The sequence below is a fragment of the Bdellovibrionales bacterium genome, assembly GCA_018266295.1.
In the GTDB taxonomy this organism is placed as follows: Bacteria; Bdellovibrionota; Bdellovibrionia; order Bdellovibrionales; family Bdellovibrionaceae; genus JACMRP01.
On record JAFEAQ010000015.1, the window covers coordinates 172,330 to 187,884 of the forward strand.

Annotated in this window: 15 protein-coding genes; 7 read left to right on the top strand and 8 right to left on the bottom strand. The window is 46.8% G+C overall.

Features of this window, described 5'->3' with window-relative positions; genetic code table 11:
- From JSU04_16810 to JSU04_16825, 4 genes are read left to right on the top strand one after another with little or no spacing between them, the layout of a single operon-like run.
- A complete protein-coding gene (locus tag JSU04_16810; GenBank protein ID MBS1971974.1) occupies nucleotides 1-1,032 on the top strand; it encodes an ABC transporter permease subunit in 1,032 nt (343 codons plus the stop codon).
- Nucleotide 1,033: 1 nt separating this feature from the next.
- Nucleotides 1,034-1,897 carry an ABC transporter permease gene (locus JSU04_16815; protein ID MBS1971975.1) on the top strand — a complete coding sequence of 288 codons (864 nt, stop codon included), beginning with the start codon at nucleotides 1,034-1,036 and terminating at the stop codon, nucleotides 1,895-1,897.
- An 8-nt stretch (nucleotides 1,898-1,905) separates the two neighbouring features.
- Nucleotides 1,906-2,871, top strand: a complete 966-nt coding sequence (locus JSU04_16820) for an ABC transporter ATP-binding protein (GenBank protein ID MBS1971976.1) — start codon at nucleotides 1,906-1,908, stop codon at nucleotides 2,869-2,871.
- Nucleotides 2,868-3,629, top strand: coding sequence for an ATP-binding cassette domain-containing protein (locus tag JSU04_16825; GenBank protein ID MBS1971977.1), 762 nt, complete (start codon nucleotides 2,868-2,870; stop codon nucleotides 3,627-3,629). The genes JSU04_16820 and JSU04_16825 overlap by 4 nt, the downstream gene beginning before the upstream one ends.
- A 50-nt stretch (nucleotides 3,630-3,679) precedes the next feature.
- Here JSU04_16825 and JSU04_16830 read toward each other — a convergent pair whose 3' ends face one another.
- Nucleotides 3,680-5,113 carry a hypothetical protein gene (locus JSU04_16830; GenBank protein ID MBS1971978.1) on the bottom strand — a complete coding sequence of 478 codons (1,434 nt, stop codon included), beginning with the start codon at nucleotides 5,111-5,113 and terminating at the stop codon, nucleotides 3,680-3,682.
- Nucleotides 5,114-5,821: 708 nt separating this feature from the next.
- Between JSU04_16830 and JSU04_16835 the strand changes: the two genes are divergently transcribed.
- Nucleotides 5,822-6,397, top strand: a complete 576-nt coding sequence (locus JSU04_16835) for a transposase (protein ID MBS1971979.1) — start codon at nucleotides 5,822-5,824, stop codon at nucleotides 6,395-6,397.
- Between the two features lie 20 nt (nucleotides 6,398-6,417).
- Here the strand turns inward: JSU04_16835 and JSU04_16840 are convergent, their stop codons facing one another.
- Nucleotides 6,418-7,233 carry a DUF455 family protein gene (locus JSU04_16840; GenBank protein MBS1971980.1) on the bottom strand — a complete coding sequence of 272 codons (816 nt, stop codon included), beginning with the start codon at nucleotides 7,231-7,233 and terminating at the stop codon, nucleotides 6,418-6,420.
- 63 nt (nucleotides 7,234-7,296) lie between these two features.
- On the opposite strand from JSU04_16840, the gene JSU04_16845 reads away from it, so the two are divergent.
- On the top strand, nucleotides 7,297-7,995 hold the full coding sequence (locus JSU04_16845; GenBank protein MBS1971981.1) for a YebC/PmpR family DNA-binding transcriptional regulator: 699 nt from the start codon (nucleotides 7,297-7,299) through the stop codon (nucleotides 7,993-7,995).
- A gap of 42 nt (nucleotides 7,996-8,037) precedes the next feature.
- Here JSU04_16845 and JSU04_16850 read toward each other — a convergent pair whose 3' ends face one another.
- Both JSU04_16850 and JSU04_16855 read right to left on the bottom strand, forming a co-directional pair.
- The gene (locus JSU04_16850; GenBank protein ID MBS1971982.1) at nucleotides 8,038-9,999 is read right to left on the bottom strand and encodes a hypothetical protein; all 1,962 of its coding nucleotides are present in this window, start codon (nucleotides 9,997-9,999) and stop codon (nucleotides 8,038-8,040) included.
- Nucleotides 10,000-10,091: 92 nt separating this feature from the next.
- Nucleotides 10,092-10,733 (bottom strand): hypothetical protein, encoded by a 642-nt coding sequence (locus JSU04_16855; protein MBS1971983.1) that lies wholly within the window; start codon nucleotides 10,731-10,733, stop codon nucleotides 10,092-10,094.
- Between the two features lie 242 nt (nucleotides 10,734-10,975).
- Between JSU04_16855 and JSU04_16860 the strand changes: the two genes are divergently transcribed.
- A complete protein-coding gene (locus JSU04_16860) occupies nucleotides 10,976-11,758 on the top strand; it encodes a TIGR02147 family protein (protein MBS1971984.1) in 783 nt (260 codons plus the stop codon).
- On the opposite strand, the gene JSU04_16865 is transcribed toward JSU04_16860, so the two are convergent.
- From JSU04_16865 to JSU04_16880, 4 genes are all read right to left on the bottom strand, one after another.
- The gene (locus tag JSU04_16865) at nucleotides 11,755-12,564 is read right to left on the bottom strand and encodes a DUF4423 domain-containing protein (protein MBS1971985.1); all 810 of its coding nucleotides are present in this window, start codon (nucleotides 12,562-12,564) and stop codon (nucleotides 11,755-11,757) included. The two genes, JSU04_16860 and JSU04_16865, sit on opposite strands and share 4 nt — an antisense overlap.
- Nucleotides 12,565-12,572: 8 nt before the next feature.
- Nucleotides 12,573-13,742 carry a hypothetical protein gene (locus JSU04_16870; protein MBS1971986.1) on the bottom strand — a complete coding sequence of 390 codons (1,170 nt, stop codon included), beginning with the start codon at nucleotides 13,740-13,742 and terminating at the stop codon, nucleotides 12,573-12,575.
- Nucleotides 13,743-13,869: 127 nt separating this feature from the next.
- The gene (locus JSU04_16875; GenBank protein MBS1971987.1) at nucleotides 13,870-14,463 is read right to left on the bottom strand and encodes a hypothetical protein; all 594 of its coding nucleotides are present in this window, start codon (nucleotides 14,461-14,463) and stop codon (nucleotides 13,870-13,872) included.
- Nucleotides 14,464-14,675: 212 nt separating this feature from the next.
- Entirely contained in the window at nucleotides 14,676-15,539 is an 864-nt protein-coding gene (locus JSU04_16880) for a trypsin-like peptidase domain-containing protein (protein ID MBS1971988.1), read from the bottom strand.
- Between the last annotated feature and the right edge of the window lie 16 nt (nucleotides 15,540-15,555).

Below are 15,555 nucleotides of genomic sequence, written 5' to 3' on the forward strand. Positions count from 1 at the left end.
ATGTTGCTATTTGCGCTCAAAAAAATCATGGAAGTGCTTCTCACTCTTGTGGGAATCACTTTCGTTTGTTTTCTGCTGATCCGCTTGGTGCCGGGGGATCCGGTACTCCTCATGATCGGCGAGCGCAATCTGGATCCCGTCGCCTATGCGGAAGCAAAAGCCAAACTCGGCCTTGATAAACCCATTGTCAGTCAGTTTGCAAGCTACGCAGGACAAGTGGTCACTGGCGACCTCGGGACCTCAATCACATCGAAAGCTCCGGTATGGACTGAGTTTAAGGAGCATTTCCCTGCAACAGTAGAACTCAGTATTGTCGCTTTGATTTTTGCGGTTCTATTTTCAATTCCCTTTGGCATTCTTGCGGCCGTTAAGAAAAACACCTTCTTTGATTATTTTCTGATGGGTACATCTCTGACCGGCTATTCGATGCCGATCTTTTGGTGGGGCCTTGTTTTAATTTTGTTTTTCTCGGTCAAACTCGGCTGGACTCCAGTTTCAGGCCGCATTGCCCTTGAGTACGATATTCCGGTCAAGACAGGGTTCTATTTGATTGATGCTTTAAGTTCCGAAGTCCGCGAGGCTGAGGGGTTTAAACCTTTCTGGAGTGCGGTTCAGCACCTTATCTTGCCGATGATTGTGCTAGGAACAATCCCTCTTGCTGTCATGGCACGTATGACTCGCTCTAGCTTTTTAGAAGTTTTAGGCGAAGACTTTGTCCGTACAGCACGCGCCAAAGGTCTTTCTGAGAAACGCGTGATTCTCGTGCACGCTTTTCGCAATGCTTTGATCCCGATTGTGACGACTCTGGCTCTCTGCTTTGGCACCGTGATTACGGGCGCGATCCTGACTGAAACAATTTTTAGCTGGCCTGGAGTTGGAAAGTGGATCGTCACAAGCATTACTTCACGTGATTACCCGACTATTCAGGGCGGTGTATTAATTATTGCTGTGATTATTGTATTAACAAATACGTTGGTTGATTTGATTTATATTTACCTAAATCCGCGTATTAAAAACGCCTTGTTGAAATAGCATGAAAGATTTTTTAAACGAACTCAGCCGCGACATTCGCAAAAACAAAGGAGCCTTCGCGGGCCTTTTGCTGATTTTGTTTTTTATCTTGCTTGCGCTGTTTGCGCCTTTTCTTTCACCGTATCAACCGGATCAAGTCATTGATGGCGCTCTTCGCCTGCCACCGGGGGCTGATTACAACGGCCATTACTTTCTTTTTGGAACCGACGATATCGGCCGTGACCTCTTTACACGAATTCTCTTTGGCGCCCGTGTCTCATTGATGGTGGGCCTCAGTGTGGTCGTGCTTGCCGCAAGTCTTGGGACTTTCTTAGGTCTCATGGCGGGCTATTTCGGCGGCTGGACTGATAGAGTGATTTCACGTGTGATGGATTTCATCATGGCACTTCCCGCTGTGCTATTTGCGATCGTGATCGTAGCTGTTCTTGGCCCGGGCCTCGTAAACGCCGTTGTGGCAGTTTCCATTGTGGCCCTTCCGAACTTCACACGCTTGATTCGCGCGCAAGTTCTCGCAGAGAAAAACAAACAATACGTCCAGGCAGCGCGATTGTACGGCGCCGGGCATTTTAGAATTCTTTTTAAAGAAATTCTCCCGAACTGTGTCGCTCCCCTCATCGTTCAAGGCAGCCTGGGTTTTAGCGATGGTGTTTTAAATTGCGCAGCCCTTGGTTTTTTGGGCTTAGGAGCTCAAGCGCCAACTCCGGAATGGGGCACGATGCTTTCAGACGCTCGAAGTTTTTTAGAAAGCTCCCCGTGGATGGTAAATCTTCCGGGTATTTGCATTCTGCTTGTTGTTCTTTCGTTTAACCTTCTTGGCGACGGTCTTCGCGATGCCCTGGACCCACGCCTTAAGAACCGTGCCTGAGGTGAGACTTGTTGCTGGAAATTGAAGATCTCTCAGTGCAATTTAAAACCGATTCAGGAGTTCTCGAAGCTCTCCGCCCTGTTTCTTTTTCACTCGCAGAATCTGAAGTCCTTGGCGTGGTCGGTGAATCCGGCTCCGGAAAAAGCGTCACGAACCTTGCGCTCATGGGACTTCTTCCCGCAAATGCCAAGATCAGCGCCAAGAAAGTCGTCTTTAACGGAAAAAATCTTGATTTGAATTCACAGAAAGAACTTCGCAAAATCCGCGGTTCGCAGATTTCGATGATCTTTCAAGACCCGATGACAGCTTTGAATCCGAGCTTGAAGGTCGGCTATCAAATGATCGAAACCCTTCGCTGTCATTTTGATATCAACAAAGAAGTGGCTCGAAGCCGCGCTATTTCACTGCTTGAACGCGTGGGCATTCCAAATGCTGAGAAAAGACTTTCATCCTACCCGTTTGAACTTTCAGGCGGCATGAGTCAACGTGTGATGATTGCGATGGCGATCAGCTGCCATCCAAAACTTCTGATCGCGGATGAACCCACAACAGCTCTTGACGTCACTATTCAAAAACAGATTTTAGATCTGCTGTTGGATTTACAGAAAGAAAACAAGATGTCGATGATTTTTGTGAGTCACGACTTAGCCCTTGTCAGAAAGTATTCTCACCGCGTGCAAGTGATGTATGCCGGAGAAATCGCCGAAAGCGGCCGCACAGAAGACGTCATTCAGCATCCGCATCATCCCTACACCTTTGGCCTTTTAAAAGCGCGTCCGAGCGCCCATGAAGGACTCGCAAAAGAACCTCTTTATGCTATCCCGGGCGTCGTGCCGTCGTTAAGAGCGCGTCCTACGGGCTGTCAGTTTCATCCACGCTGTTCGCGCGCAACCGATGTTTGTAAAACGCTGGATCCAAAACTGATGGGCTCTTCACAAAAGTTTGCCTGCCATCATCCACTGGAGACCCCATGAGTCTTTTACAGGTCAAAAACCTCAAAAAGTCTTATGTTACAAAGAACCTCCTCGGAAAAACCGAAGAATACCAGGTTCTTAAAGGCATTTCGTTTGAGCTTGCTGAAAACAAAATTCTTGGCGTGGTCGGCGAATCCGGCTGTGGCAAATCGACTCTGGCAAAAGTGCTAACCCGTTTAGAGGATTTTAGCGAAGGCGAGATTTTCTTTAACGGCAAGAATCTTCGTGAGATTTCTGCGAAAAATTTCCCGCACGAAATTCAGATGGTTTTTCAGGATCCTTATCAATCTTTAAACCCACGCAAAAAAGCCTGGGAAATTATTGCTGATCCTATTTTGGTGACTGAGAGGGTTTCCGTCAAAGAAGCCAAAACCCGGGCGCTTGAAATGATGAGAAAAGTGGGCCTTCTAATTGAAACTGCTGATCGCTATCCGCATCAGTTCAGCGGCGGCCAACGTCAGCGTCTAGGAATTGCCCGTGCATTGATGCTGCGACCGAAGTTGCTTATTCTAGATGAGCCGGTTTCAGCTCTGGACGTTTCTATTCAGGCGCAGGTTTTAAATCTGCTTTTAGAACTGCAACGTGAATTCAAGCTCAGTATGATTTTTATCTCCCATGATCTTACGGTGGTGAAACACATTTCCGACGAAACGTTGGTTTTGTATTTCGGCGAAATCGCTGAACGTGCTCCGAGCCAGCAGCTTTTCACAAATCCACAGCACGCCTACACCAAGAAGCTGCTTGAGAGCGCCCCATAAAAAAAGGCCCCGTTTCCGGAGCCTTTGTAGTTTAAAATTTCAAATATTGATTATGGATTTTGGCAATTCACTGGAGTTGCCGCGAACTTTTTCTGGTAAGCGTCTTTATAGCTGACGAGGTCAAACTTCAAAGTTCCTGCCTGGCAAGCTTTCATCAAGACTGCCGCCGCCATCTTTGTATTGCCGATTGTCTGCCTCAAAGAGTCCGCACGAAGACCGTAGTTTGCTAAAGCCTGATAGTTTGCACCTTGCTTATCGAAATCGTCTGATAATTTTATCAAACGGCGGTAAGTGTCTGCGGAAATATGACGAATGCTTTCGAGCATACCCGTCGACTTCGTGAAGTTCGCGTAAGAAATCATCGCACCGGCATCGTTGTCGCCGATAGATGTTTTCTGAACCAGAACCGGATTGAAAGCAGCGATCTCAGCCGGTGGTTTAATGGTAGTTTTCTTTAAAAGGGCTACTTTAGAGTCTACTTTTGCAGTTTGGACTTTACCGCTGGCATCTTGGAAAACCCAGAACCAGCGATAGTCGATGTTACCGATACGATCTTGCTGGCTGAAAATATAATCAAGAATCACGATTTCACTGATCTCTTTCATCCACAAAGTGACTTGAGTTGCTGAAGGACGTACGCCCGCAAAACCGCGAGACATTGCCGGATCTTTGAAAGCTTGGTTAATGCCATCTTCAATTGCCGCCGGCATATCTTGAGACGAGCGTAACGCAGCAAAGCCTGGAGTTTTTTGGAAGTCCATGTTTTGGCCTTTACCCCAGCCGCTAGCACGTGTGCCGTTGACTTCAACACCGTATCGTTCGCCTTTATCTTTTAAAAGAACGCCATAAAGCTGGCCGTCCGCCGTGAAAAGATCTGAAGTTGGTGAGTAAGACGCCGGATTCATTTCGGCATCTTTCAAATGGCTCCAGCCTGCGATATTCATTTTCGCATTTGCTGGCGGATGAGCTTTTGTAGAAACGCGGTCATAGTGTTCTTTGCGATCCATCGTCCTGTAGACTGCTACTGGAACATCCACTGTTGCATCCAAGGCGCGTGAGAAGTGATAATAAAGCATCGATGAATTTGAATAAGTCCCGCTCGTGTCCGGGCGGTTCATTGTTTGTTTAAACTTAGCAATTGAATCCAGTGAACTGTCTCTGCCGCAGTTTGAAGCTTCGGACTGAGCCGACATTTTGCCGCTTTTAGAGTTGTCCATAACGATAGTACCAGGGCTTGTACTCCAAGTCTTTGGACAAAGGGCCACGGAGTTATTATAGAAGTTCAGAGAGCAAAACTCTTTTTCCTTTTGAATGTCCCCGTCTGAGTATTTACCAAGAGGCAATTTCGTTAAGGCAATACAAGACTCGGTGACACCGTTAGGTGATTTAAACTGGGTTACATCACCGGAAAGAGCCGCCATTGCCGGATGGATGTTCATAAAAACCATTAAAGGAGCCAAAAGAATTTGCTTAGGGGATTTCATAGAACCTCCAAATATTTTTAATATCGAAGGTCTTAAGAGCAAGGCTGTTGCCACGGAAGCAGCACCCGAGATCCACTAAACCTGTTTAGGCTATCTCAAAATGAGACAAGCGCAATTTCCGCCATCCGGCTGCCAACGCAATAGACACTAATTCCAAATAGACCACCACCATCAAGAGTCCCACAAAAGAGCAGCGCAGCTCAAAGAGCCTAGAATTAGGCCCCTCATTGAGCCTCTTCCGGATGAGACCGAATAAATAGCAACCCAAGTCCTTGAAGTACGACACCTCGGCACGCAAGGAATGAATCCCAACGAGCTTCATATCAAACCAACAAGATCTGATCCAGAAAAGCGACCTGGTACCTTTTCAATAACCTGATTCTCTCCCCTCCAAAAATATCTAAATCGCCCCCATATACCTCACCTGGCCGACCACGATGGTCGGACAGCCCCGTTCTCACGGATGGATGACCACCGCGAAGTAAGCGACTGGGCGAACACGTAAGTCTCATCGCACATCACAGAAAAATTGAAACTCTCAACATGCCTCTTAAGGAGCTGATGAATTCAAATAATCACGTAGATAGAAGAAAGACATAGAAAATAGAGAGAATAGAGAGAGGTAGAAATCTTAAATCTTCTTATAAATCATTTACTTAGCACTAAATCCATTGACCTCATATCAACAAATTATTATATTGCCCTCGAATGAAGAAATCCTCCTCCCCACTTTTTGATTATCATGACTCTGGTGCTACAAAACGTAAGTACGGAAGAACCACTCATGGGGGAGTTGATTCAAAAGGTCGCCGTAAAGAATACCGTCCACTTTCAGAAAAGAAATGGATCCATCTCACCCTAAAATCTTCTAAAGCAAAAGGCCCATGGAGCTTCCTCACTCCAAAGAATCAACAAATCATCCGCGAAATCCTTAAATCCAAATCAAAAAAATGGGGCGTACAGATCGCAGAAGTCGTCAACGTCGGGAATCACCTTCACATCAAGCTTAAATTCAAGTACCGCGAAGGCTTTCAAAACTTCCTAAGATCCGTAACAGCACTCATCGCAAGAAAAATCACCAACGCCCGCCGTGGGCATGCTGCCGGTAAGTTCTGGCAAGGCCTCGCCTTCACCCGCGTGATCAAAACCCACATCGAAGAACTCCAGCTCCGTGGCTACTTCAAAGCCAACCGCCTTCAAGCTGCCAAAGGCCAGAAAGCGCGTGAGGAGTACTTACAGAAATTCAATGAATGGGTCTCTCGGATGCGGCCAGGGACTGCGTGAGTGCAGGGGTCTGCTCGCTGCTATAAAGAGGCCGACGGTGGCTTTTGTGGAGATGTCTTTTGCTGATATGGCAAGATGCTTTCACGATAGGCTTCACACGCGAGAATCTCTTCTTCGGTAAAGCCCGCCTTCCGACGCAGATCACGGTTGATCTTCTCCATGCGCTTTGGAAGTTTATTTCTGAGCGCATTCATTCGCTCCGGAAAGTCTTTGGAAGGGTCGATCTTTTCTATGTCACAGATTTTGCGATACCATTGAGAACCGAAATCGACGTGACCGATTTCTTCAAAATTAATCTGTCCCACGATTTTACGGGTGAGCTTTCCATCATCAACACCATCAAGGCGCTGAATCAAGTAGCTACCGGCATCAAGACCGCTGCCCTCGAGATAACGGTGAACGATCAAAATACGATCCAAAAGCGTATCCTCGGCACTCACCGCGTCCCAAAGAGCGCAGTGAACCGGCCAGTCTCCCCACTTAAAGCCAAGATCCTGAATCCCTTCAAGGCACAGACGTAAATGCGTCCCTTCCGAAACCGTCACCGCCATCAGCTCTTCGCGGAAGGCCTGAGGCGCGTCCGGGAACTCGGCAAGCGTTCGAACCCCCAACTCCATAGCCTGGAGCTCAATACTTGCTAAATCATGGAGCATCCGGGCCTGCCCCTCGAGCTTTGAAAACCCCAATTTAGGCGGGTGAAACTTAGAATCAAGAACCTGGATATCGCGTGCGGGATAGAGCGGAACGGCAAGACGCCCCCCTTGAACGAGGTGTTCGCAGGAGTTTTGAATATTTTTGATCTTTTCCCACACATCAGGAGTATCCAAAGTGAACATACGGACCTTTTACATCCCGCGGCCTGTCTTGCCAAATATTTCCGAATTTGATCTTATAAACCCATGGGAAAATCATGGAAAAACGCCGGAAAAGTAGAAAAGGCCATGCAAAAAGGCCAAATATTCACCAAACTTGCGCGCGAGATTGCAGTCTCGGCTAAAGCTGGTGGTCCTGACCCCGCGGCCAATTCCCGTCTGCGCATGGCGATCGATGCCGCAAAAAAGGCGTCTTGCCCGACCGATACTATCGATCGTGCTATTAAAAAAGGCGCGGGCCTTTTGGATGACGGCAAAATCATCGAAGAGATGGTTTTTGAAGGTTACGGTCCTCATGGCGTCGGCGTGATCGTTGAATGCCAAACAGATAATAAAAACCGGACAGCTTCCGAAGTTCGCCACGCTTTCAAAACTCACGAAGGCAATATGGGTGAATCTGGATCGGTGGCTTGGATGTTTGAACACGTTGGTTACATCGTTGCTAGCAAAGCCGGCACTTTTGATCCGGATGAAGAAGCCATCGAGGCCGGTGCCAACGAAGTCTATAAAGACGGCGACGCTTATGACTTCTACACTGGCGCTTCAGACCTTGCAGCAGTGAGTGATGCGCTTACAAAGCGCGGCTGGAAAGTCACGACAGCGGAGCTTTCTTACAAGCCGAAGAATCCAACGGAGCTCAATGATGCTCAGAAAAAAGACGTCGAAGAGTTCTTAAACTTCCTCGACGATATGGATGACTCACACAGAGTCCACGCTACTCTCTAACCTTAACCAAAGGGTCTCAAAAGAGACCCTTTTTTTATCTCCTTACGGCTCAGAGAATGTATAACAAGTTCCTGCCGCTGAAGCGCTGCCACTTTGGTAGGTGTAGTCACTGGTTTCAATCGACGATAGAATCTCTGTCTGACTCTTGAAAGAGATCACGGCGGAATTGTTTCGAATCAATTTAAAGCTCGGCACACCGACATCCATCGGAACACGGAAGACATTGATACCCGCCGGCATATCCATGCCAGTGGTTTTGGAACCGGTTGTGATTTCCACACGGCCCGGAGACTTTAAGAATGCTACAACTTCGATCTCGTCATAAGGAGTGCCGTACTCGATATGATGAGTCCCAGTTTGCTTCGTCTTGTTTGCTGGCTGCAAATTCGACTTATGACGACGATGGAAGTAGTACAGCATCTCATTTGTGATCGCAGGCTGCGCGCCCATTTTAAACCATGTCAGATAGAATGCACTCAAGTCATAGTATGTTCTTTGCATCTCGCCTTTTTGACCGAGAGATGGAGAGAAGTGTGTGTGCTCACTGTAGTCATTCCATGTGACGAGCTGAACCCAATCCGCGTTGCCGTTGATCGCACTCAACCATAAGTTTCTGAAAGAGCCGCTGTTATGACTTTCGTAGTAACTAAGATCTTTAGGACGAACATCATTCGGAGCTACTGGTGCCATGTAAATGCCGGCATATTTGTGAATCAAAGCACCTTGATTCACCATATTTGCAGCATTTTCCTCATCGCGCGGGCCCCAATCGCTGAAACCCGATGCCACAGAAGCGTAATTCTTTAAGAAACTCTCGGGCAGACTTAGCCCCAGAGGAATAAGCGCTACGTTGTAGCCTTTAGCTTTCAACTGACTGACTTTTGCACTCCACTGTGCGGGTGTCACACCTTCCGCATAGAATGGACTCATCACAAGACGACCATCATCCATTTTAAACGCCGATGGATGATTGTAAAAGCCCGCCACGGCAACATCGACTTGATCGAGGCTGATCGCGGTCATATCCGGCATCAGCATGATTCTAAATTTCGGATCAACCGCTTTGGCGGCGTCTAAAAGTGCTAAAGCAATATCCCAACCCTCGCCTTTTGTATCCATGATATTGAAACTGAATCCATCCAACCCCATGGCGATAGCACGGCGAATATCTTTCTGAAGATTTGTGCGCCAGTAATTATTTTGATCAGCAAGCGGCGACATGAATAGCGGACGAGCCCTGATGAAACCACCGCCTTCGAGGAACTTGGATCCTTCACCGAAAGGATTTAAGTAGTTTACGGTATAGTAGTCATTCGCCGGTGGCTGGTTATCAATCGACAGCGGGAATGGATAGAAATAGTGAGCAAAGACTTTCTTTGGCTTCGCACGAAGCGCATCCGTTGCATACTCCTGAAACGGCAAGCACGAGTTCTGCGGCTTCATCCCTCCACTTGGTGGAGGGGTTGGGGTTGGTGTCGCCGTTGGCACCGGAGTCGGTGTTGGTGTCATAGTTGGCGTCGGTGTGGGAGCCGGGGTCGGTGTTGGCGTCGGAGCAGTGACAACGCCAGCAAAGCTGACGGATTTCACCCGGGTATTATTATTTACATTTGATTCGGCGAAGCGACCAATATCATTGACCCAAGCTAGCACTTGGTGAGCTCCCGCAGTCGCTTTAAAGGAAGCGCTCCCCATAGGACCGCTATTCGCAGTTAAAGTCACACTGGCACCGACAGCGAGGGCTTTAGAATAAGTGTCTGACCAGCTGACAGTTTGACCATCGACTTGAAACTGCACCCCAATCACGACACCTGCTGGCGTGGACTTGGTGCCCTGATTTTTCACGACCGCCTTGAGTGTTACGACATCCCCTGCTTTAGGACTTTTAGGACTCATCGAAATGGAAGTTACAACCACATCCGGAAGTCTTGCTGCCAGCGCCGGATGTGCGCCCAGCAGAGTTGTTGCTAAAAACAAAGATGCTATCCCCAATGAATGAAGCTTCATTTCTCTCCCCCTCTTCTTGGAACGATAAACTTAGGCTATCTGTTGCAACCTGGTGCCCGTTGAAAAAAGAGAAGCGATCTCAGACTGGGACATTAACGAACTAGGACCTGCGCTGTGAAGGCTCCATTGTCACTGGCATAGGAGCAAACGGACCGAAAATGAAATGTCGTTACAGTTCCATCGAACATGAGTTTCCATGTTGGATAGGCCAAGCCCGTCGTTGTCACATCGGGATCACTTTTCGCCCAAGGAGAATTACCCCAATCACAATTTGAAAGATGAGACGTCCAGGTGGATCCATTAAGATAATAAATATTTCCCTGAGTCATTTCAGGAATATGAGTGCATTGCATGATTGTCGTCGTGCGCGTAAAGATAATTTTCGCCTTAGTATAAGAAATCTTAGCGCCGGTTATGGTAAAGTTATTCGAAGTTCCGGCACAGTTAGATTGCCCCACATTATTGCCCGCGATGATATCTGAGGTGTTCAAAGCAGGACTTGATGACGTTACAAGATTGGTATTGAGGCGCGTCCACCCTCCCCCATCCGTGGTCATGTCACAGGTCGCATTCACCCGGTTGCCTGATATAAGCAGAGGATATACGCCGTCATACTTACAACCAAAATTATAATGAGCTAAGCAGGTGGCCCTTGGAATCTGACAAGCATTCCAAAAAGCAAAGGGAATCATCGCTGCAGATCCCGTCGAGTTTGGCAATAAAAGCAAAGCCATAAGAGACGTTCTAATAAATTTTCTCATCTCTTATAAATTTAGATGTGCCACATGTTGCCAACAAGTAACGGCGTAAAAAGAAGTAATAAATTGTAAAAATGGAGTCAAAGAGGCCAGAGATCTTATAAAAACGCTTTCGTGTTGCTCTTCGGCAGCGCCTCAGTAAGAGACTGTTCCGCACGCACAACACTTTAGATGTTTACATCTTGCTATCGGTAATTTACGACCATTAGTGTTTTTAAATGGCTTCAATCTTTGAGTACGACGATATCGTAGGTTTTTTAAAAGCGGTTTACGGAGAAAAAAAGAAAAAAAACTATACTTTTTCTTTGAGATCCTACGGAAAAGACCTCGACATTAGTGCCTCACACCTATTGCGCGTTCTACATGGCAAAAAGCATCTCTCACTGGGAAAAGCGATGAGTATCGCAAAGAAACTCAACCTCTCGCCAACGGAAACCAATTATCTGCTTTTGCTTGCTCAGAAAGACATTGCAAAAGATGACAAAATCAAGAGTGAGTTTGTCACCGCCCTTGCTAAGAAAAAACGTGAAAACATGCGGCTCCAGTTGGATGCCGAGTCCTTGGAAGAGTTTACTGACTGGCTTTTCTTCGCATTGCTCGCTTTAATCAGGACCATCGGATTTAAAAATGATACTAATTGGATCACAAAACGGCTAAATATTTCCAGCAAACAACTCAGCGAAGCGATTGCAAAACTTCGCAAAAGAAAAATGATCGAGATTTCTCCACAAGAAGAAATCTCGCTCCCTCATTCGATCAATCTCCACCTGCAAGGCGGCTACGCCAAACGCCTTATAACACAAACGGCGCGGCAACAAGAACAGGACGAGAGCCACCTTTCTGCTCTGACTCTTGTCGTAAATCCAAAGGACTTACCACGGGCAAAGCAGCTTATCTCAGAGTTTATTAATAATTTTAATGACGAAATTGACAGCCTTGACGGAAATGAAGTTTTTCAACTCAATCTTCAGTTTTACCAACTGACACAAAAAGAGCCTTAAGGCTTCGTCAGTTTAAAAAATTGCATATTGAGCTGAAAAACGTCTGCACTGCCTTCTATATCCATCTCTGCATTGAATTTATCGATAAAATCGCGAATCAAAGTTTTAGCTTTTTTAACTTTTTCTGAGTCCATCGAAAGAGTGACATTCATAAATTCCCGCATATCAATGGGCTGAGAATCAAGCGCTTCTTTTGCAAGAGCTAACTGCTGGCGGTGATTGTCTTTAATCGCCGCAGAGACGATGTCTCCACTCGTTGTGAGGTCCGGTCCTGCTCCTGTGCGGATTTTACCATCTAGGTCCTTCTTAAGAAACCCCAATTCCAATAAGCGCTTTAAAGCGATTTCTGCTTTTATAGCGGAAACTCCAAGTCGTCGCGAAACCCACTTAGCATCTCCCTCGAATCCCTTTGTTTTCGCAAGCACAATAATAGCGGCATGATGCCAATCAGAAATCATTTTAAAAACTTCATTTTTGACGACACTCTTGCCAAGGTGGCGTTTTCTAAGCGAAAGCTCCCTCAGCATCTCTTTACGGTGACTTTCGCTCTTGGCATTTTCCATTTGCACCAGTAGGCAGAAATATTCTGTCGCACTTGGTGACATCTTCAGTCTTGAAGCAACCTGTCTTGCTAAGCTCGGTGACATTCTATTGCTGCCTTTAAGCAAACGCGACATGTGCGAGGGACTGACTCCTAAATGGCGTGAAAACGATCTCAGGGAAAAAGAAGAGTTTTTATCAGAGATCTTCTTCAATGTCTGACTGAGAAATTCTTCTGAACACTCGTACTCGTAAACAGAGCCCACATAACTCCTTAACGACACGCGCGGCAACTTGGCGACTCACGAAGTTGGACTTCGTCTTTAACGGGATCGTAAGTCAGCTGTTGACGCTTCCATTGCACTGCCTGTTCTTTATAAACTCCAACAAATTCTATTTCCGCAAATCTATTCTCATCGCTAAAACCATCCACACTCACATTTTTCATAAAGTCTTTATCGTCCGTGATAGAAAAAAAGCTCGCTTGAGTGCTCGTCAGAACTCCATGGAGGCTGCCAAAATCGATCTTGAGGGGCTGCGCACGCACACTAAAATCAACCGGCGCTCCGTCGTTATTAAAATGTATCGGCATCGGATCACAACACCGCTGATCGACAAGTTCTAAAGCCTGGCCATGCCAAACATACTGAAGATGACTGAAGAAATCCGCAAAGGAGGCTCGTGCGAAAGCAAACGAGACAAAGTCAGGCTTCGCTTCATTAAAACGCACGTCTAATTGACGAAGGCTGCCGTCATCGTTCTCTGTCAAAATATAGATCGGAAATCCGTACTGCGTATCCATCACGGCAAATTGCAGCTTCAGCAGAAGATTATAGTAATCATTCAACTTGATCGTGGTGATTTGATCGGAACTGATAAAGGCATTGTAGTAACGGACGTATTTCGAAGTACGATGTGCGGGTTTCTGACTGGCAAGCTCACGATAAATGAGCTCATGCAGAATTAGGCCCGCTTTACCGTCACTATTAAGGCTTCCCCAAAGATCTTTTTGGATAGCGTACCGCGCATCCCCAGGCAAATCAGGATCTTGCTGAATCGCAATTTGAACGATTTTACACCCAGGAGTTATTTTCGCAGGGCCTGAATCTGCATTCGAAATGATTTCCAAATTTGTGAAATCCGTTTCACTCATAAATGTTTTCAACCAATGATCGTACAAGGTGGCTCTGTTAGGATTGATTTTTTTAAGTCTTTCTAAAACGAGCTGGACCTTTTCCTCAGGTGCAAGCTCTGGGGCCCCCATTTGAATATTCAAATTGCGGGTTGTGCGGCTTTCCCAGTGATCTAACAACTCAACCGTTCTCAAGACACCTTCGCCACAGACGATGACGTTTCCGCCATTGCCCACTATGAATCCCGCAAAGGCCTTAGAGACACCACCCAGCAAAAGGACCAAAAGCAAAATAAGCATTTCGATTTTCATGGGATCTTTATATACACGCAAAACAGATGCTGCCAAATTTTTAGGAATAAAAGAGAGAATGGCTGGTGCCCCTCTGTTGCCTGCGGGTATAGCCTGTTTTTGCAATGCTCAAAGCTGAATTTAAAAACTAATCCTGACCGGCGACGGGGATCTCTTGACCGTTGCTATTTGCTAGATCCTTGCGCTCTTTGAGCTCTGTCATGACTTCGCTTGCTGATTTTTGCGGGAACTTACAGAGAACGTCCACCTGTGCTGACACTTTCCAGTCTAGGCGAATCGTGCCCAAACCCAGATCTTGCTTTTGCTCGGGAGTAAATGCATCGGCCCCCGTCAATGCCACACACTTTGCACCATCAAGGCCACCATTTGATGTCGAGCTTGAACCAAAAGAATAAATACCGACGCTATAGTAAAACTCCGTACGCTGAGAAAAGAATCCACCGCCGAATTTGCTGAGATCGCCTTGTGGGTCGGTAGAAATCACACCCTGGTTATTAGCGACGAAATTTAAACCGCCAAAGCTATAGCGACGAGCACTGCCTGCGCCAGGCATGCCCCCGCCGGTACCCATAGTCAGCTTTTTACCGCTGGCCACACCAAACATAATCACGTTTGGAATAGGCTTATCGTCTTTATCAACAACCTTGATGCGAACATTTGCAAATGCAGAGAAAGAAACCGTCATGGCTAAGATGAATGGCAAGGCCGAAAATGCTTTCATTGAAAACTCCTGTTTTTACGTCACAGGCTGTGAGTTCAAAACCCAAGCCAGGCTCAGATGTAAGATAACTCTATCGAGCCCCTCGCACTGTCAATGTACTCAGCATCTCTAAGCCAAATGTCACCGCTCGCTCCTCCACGGGCTCTCCTGGGTAAAATAAAAAAACCCGGGTTTAACCCCGGGTTTTAAAGGTGGTTTAGGACAGGGAACTATTAGTGTTTTTTCAAAGCTTCAGAGATGTAAGAGATATTCGTTACATCTTCACCGCGGCAGCCATCCGCTGGGCAGCGATTGCTGACAGAGCATTTGTTAACACGGTCATAAACGAAATCGCTCTCGCCACGAACCAAGATACCAACAACTTGCAATGTGTTTTGATCAAAGACCGCAGAACCGGAATTACCGCCGTAAGTGTCCAGATTCGCCGTAAAAAACTCAGGTTTTGTACTACGAACAACGCCGTTGTCTGTGATTTTTGTCGGGATGCCGGATGGATGACCGATGGTTACAACCGTGTCACCCACTGCCACCGGGTCTTTTGCCAAAGTCAAAATGCGGTGGCCGCGAACCGGGCGGTCCAACTTCACAAGAGCGTAATCTTGGGCACCAGTTTGTTCTCTTTCAAGAACCGCCTGACAACGATAGATTTCAGAGCTGCTCACGTTGTTTGGAGCTTGGCCTTGTTCAGACATTCTATAAGTAAATACAAAACTGCTTTGTGGGCAGCGAGCCGTATCAATACAGTGACCGGCAGTTGCAATCATATCATCGCCGACAAGGAAAGCCGAACAGAAGGCCCCCGAAGGTTCAGAGGCAAAACGCTCTGTACTGCAGAGACCGACCATCTTTTGAAAAGATTCCGCTTTAATGTCTGTCGTCCCGTCGCTTTTTGGTGTAAGGCTCGAATTACGAACGACAGCCGCCGTGCTGTCAGCCACTTCGCGCACATCGGAACGACGAACCTGGAAGAACTCCTGGCGGTTGTCATCACCATAAATAACTTTATTTTGAATTTTAGCGATTGCGATTGGAGACAGGAAATAACAAAGGGCGACTACGAGAATTGCTTTGACCACCAAACCCTCCTGGTTT

Excerpts from the sequence above, each read along its gene's own strand:
- JSU04_16835 (MBS1971979.1), top strand. The coding sequence starts at position 5,822 with ATGAAGAAATCCTCCTCCCCACTTTTTGATTATCATGACTCTGGTGCT.
- JSU04_16810 (MBS1971974.1), top strand. The coding sequence starts at position 1 with ATGTTGCTATTTGCGCTCAAAAAAATCATGGAAGTGCTTCTCACTCTT.
- JSU04_16845 (MBS1971981.1), top strand. The coding sequence starts at position 7,297 with ATGGGAAAATCATGGAAAAACGCCGGAAAAGTAGAAAAGGCCATGCAA.
- JSU04_16855 (MBS1971983.1), bottom strand. The coding sequence starts at position 10,733 with ATGGCTTTGCTTTTATTGCCAAACTCGACGGGATCTGCAGCGATGATT.
- JSU04_16875 (MBS1971987.1), bottom strand. The coding sequence starts at position 14,463 with ATGAAAGCATTTTCGGCCTTGCCATTCATCTTAGCCATGACGGTTTCT.
- JSU04_16825 (MBS1971977.1), top strand. The coding sequence starts at position 2,868 with ATGAGTCTTTTACAGGTCAAAAACCTCAAAAAGTCTTATGTTACAAAG.
- JSU04_16840 (MBS1971980.1), bottom strand. The coding sequence starts at position 7,233 with ATGTTCACTTTGGATACTCCTGATGTGTGGGAAAAGATCAAAAATATT.
- JSU04_16860 (MBS1971984.1), top strand. The coding sequence starts at position 10,976 with ATGGCTTCAATCTTTGAGTACGACGATATCGTAGGTTTTTTAAAAGCG.
- JSU04_16850 (MBS1971982.1), bottom strand. The coding sequence starts at position 9,999 with ATGAAGCTTCATTCATTGGGGATAGCATCTTTGTTTTTAGCAACAACT.
- JSU04_16830 (MBS1971978.1), bottom strand. The coding sequence starts at position 5,113 with ATGAAATCCCCTAAGCAAATTCTTTTGGCTCCTTTAATGGTTTTTATG.
- JSU04_16815 (MBS1971975.1), top strand. The coding sequence starts at position 1,034 with ATGAAAGATTTTTTAAACGAACTCAGCCGCGACATTCGCAAAAACAAA.
- JSU04_16870 (MBS1971986.1), bottom strand. The coding sequence starts at position 13,742 with ATGAAAATCGAAATGCTTATTTTGCTTTTGGTCCTTTTGCTGGGTGGT.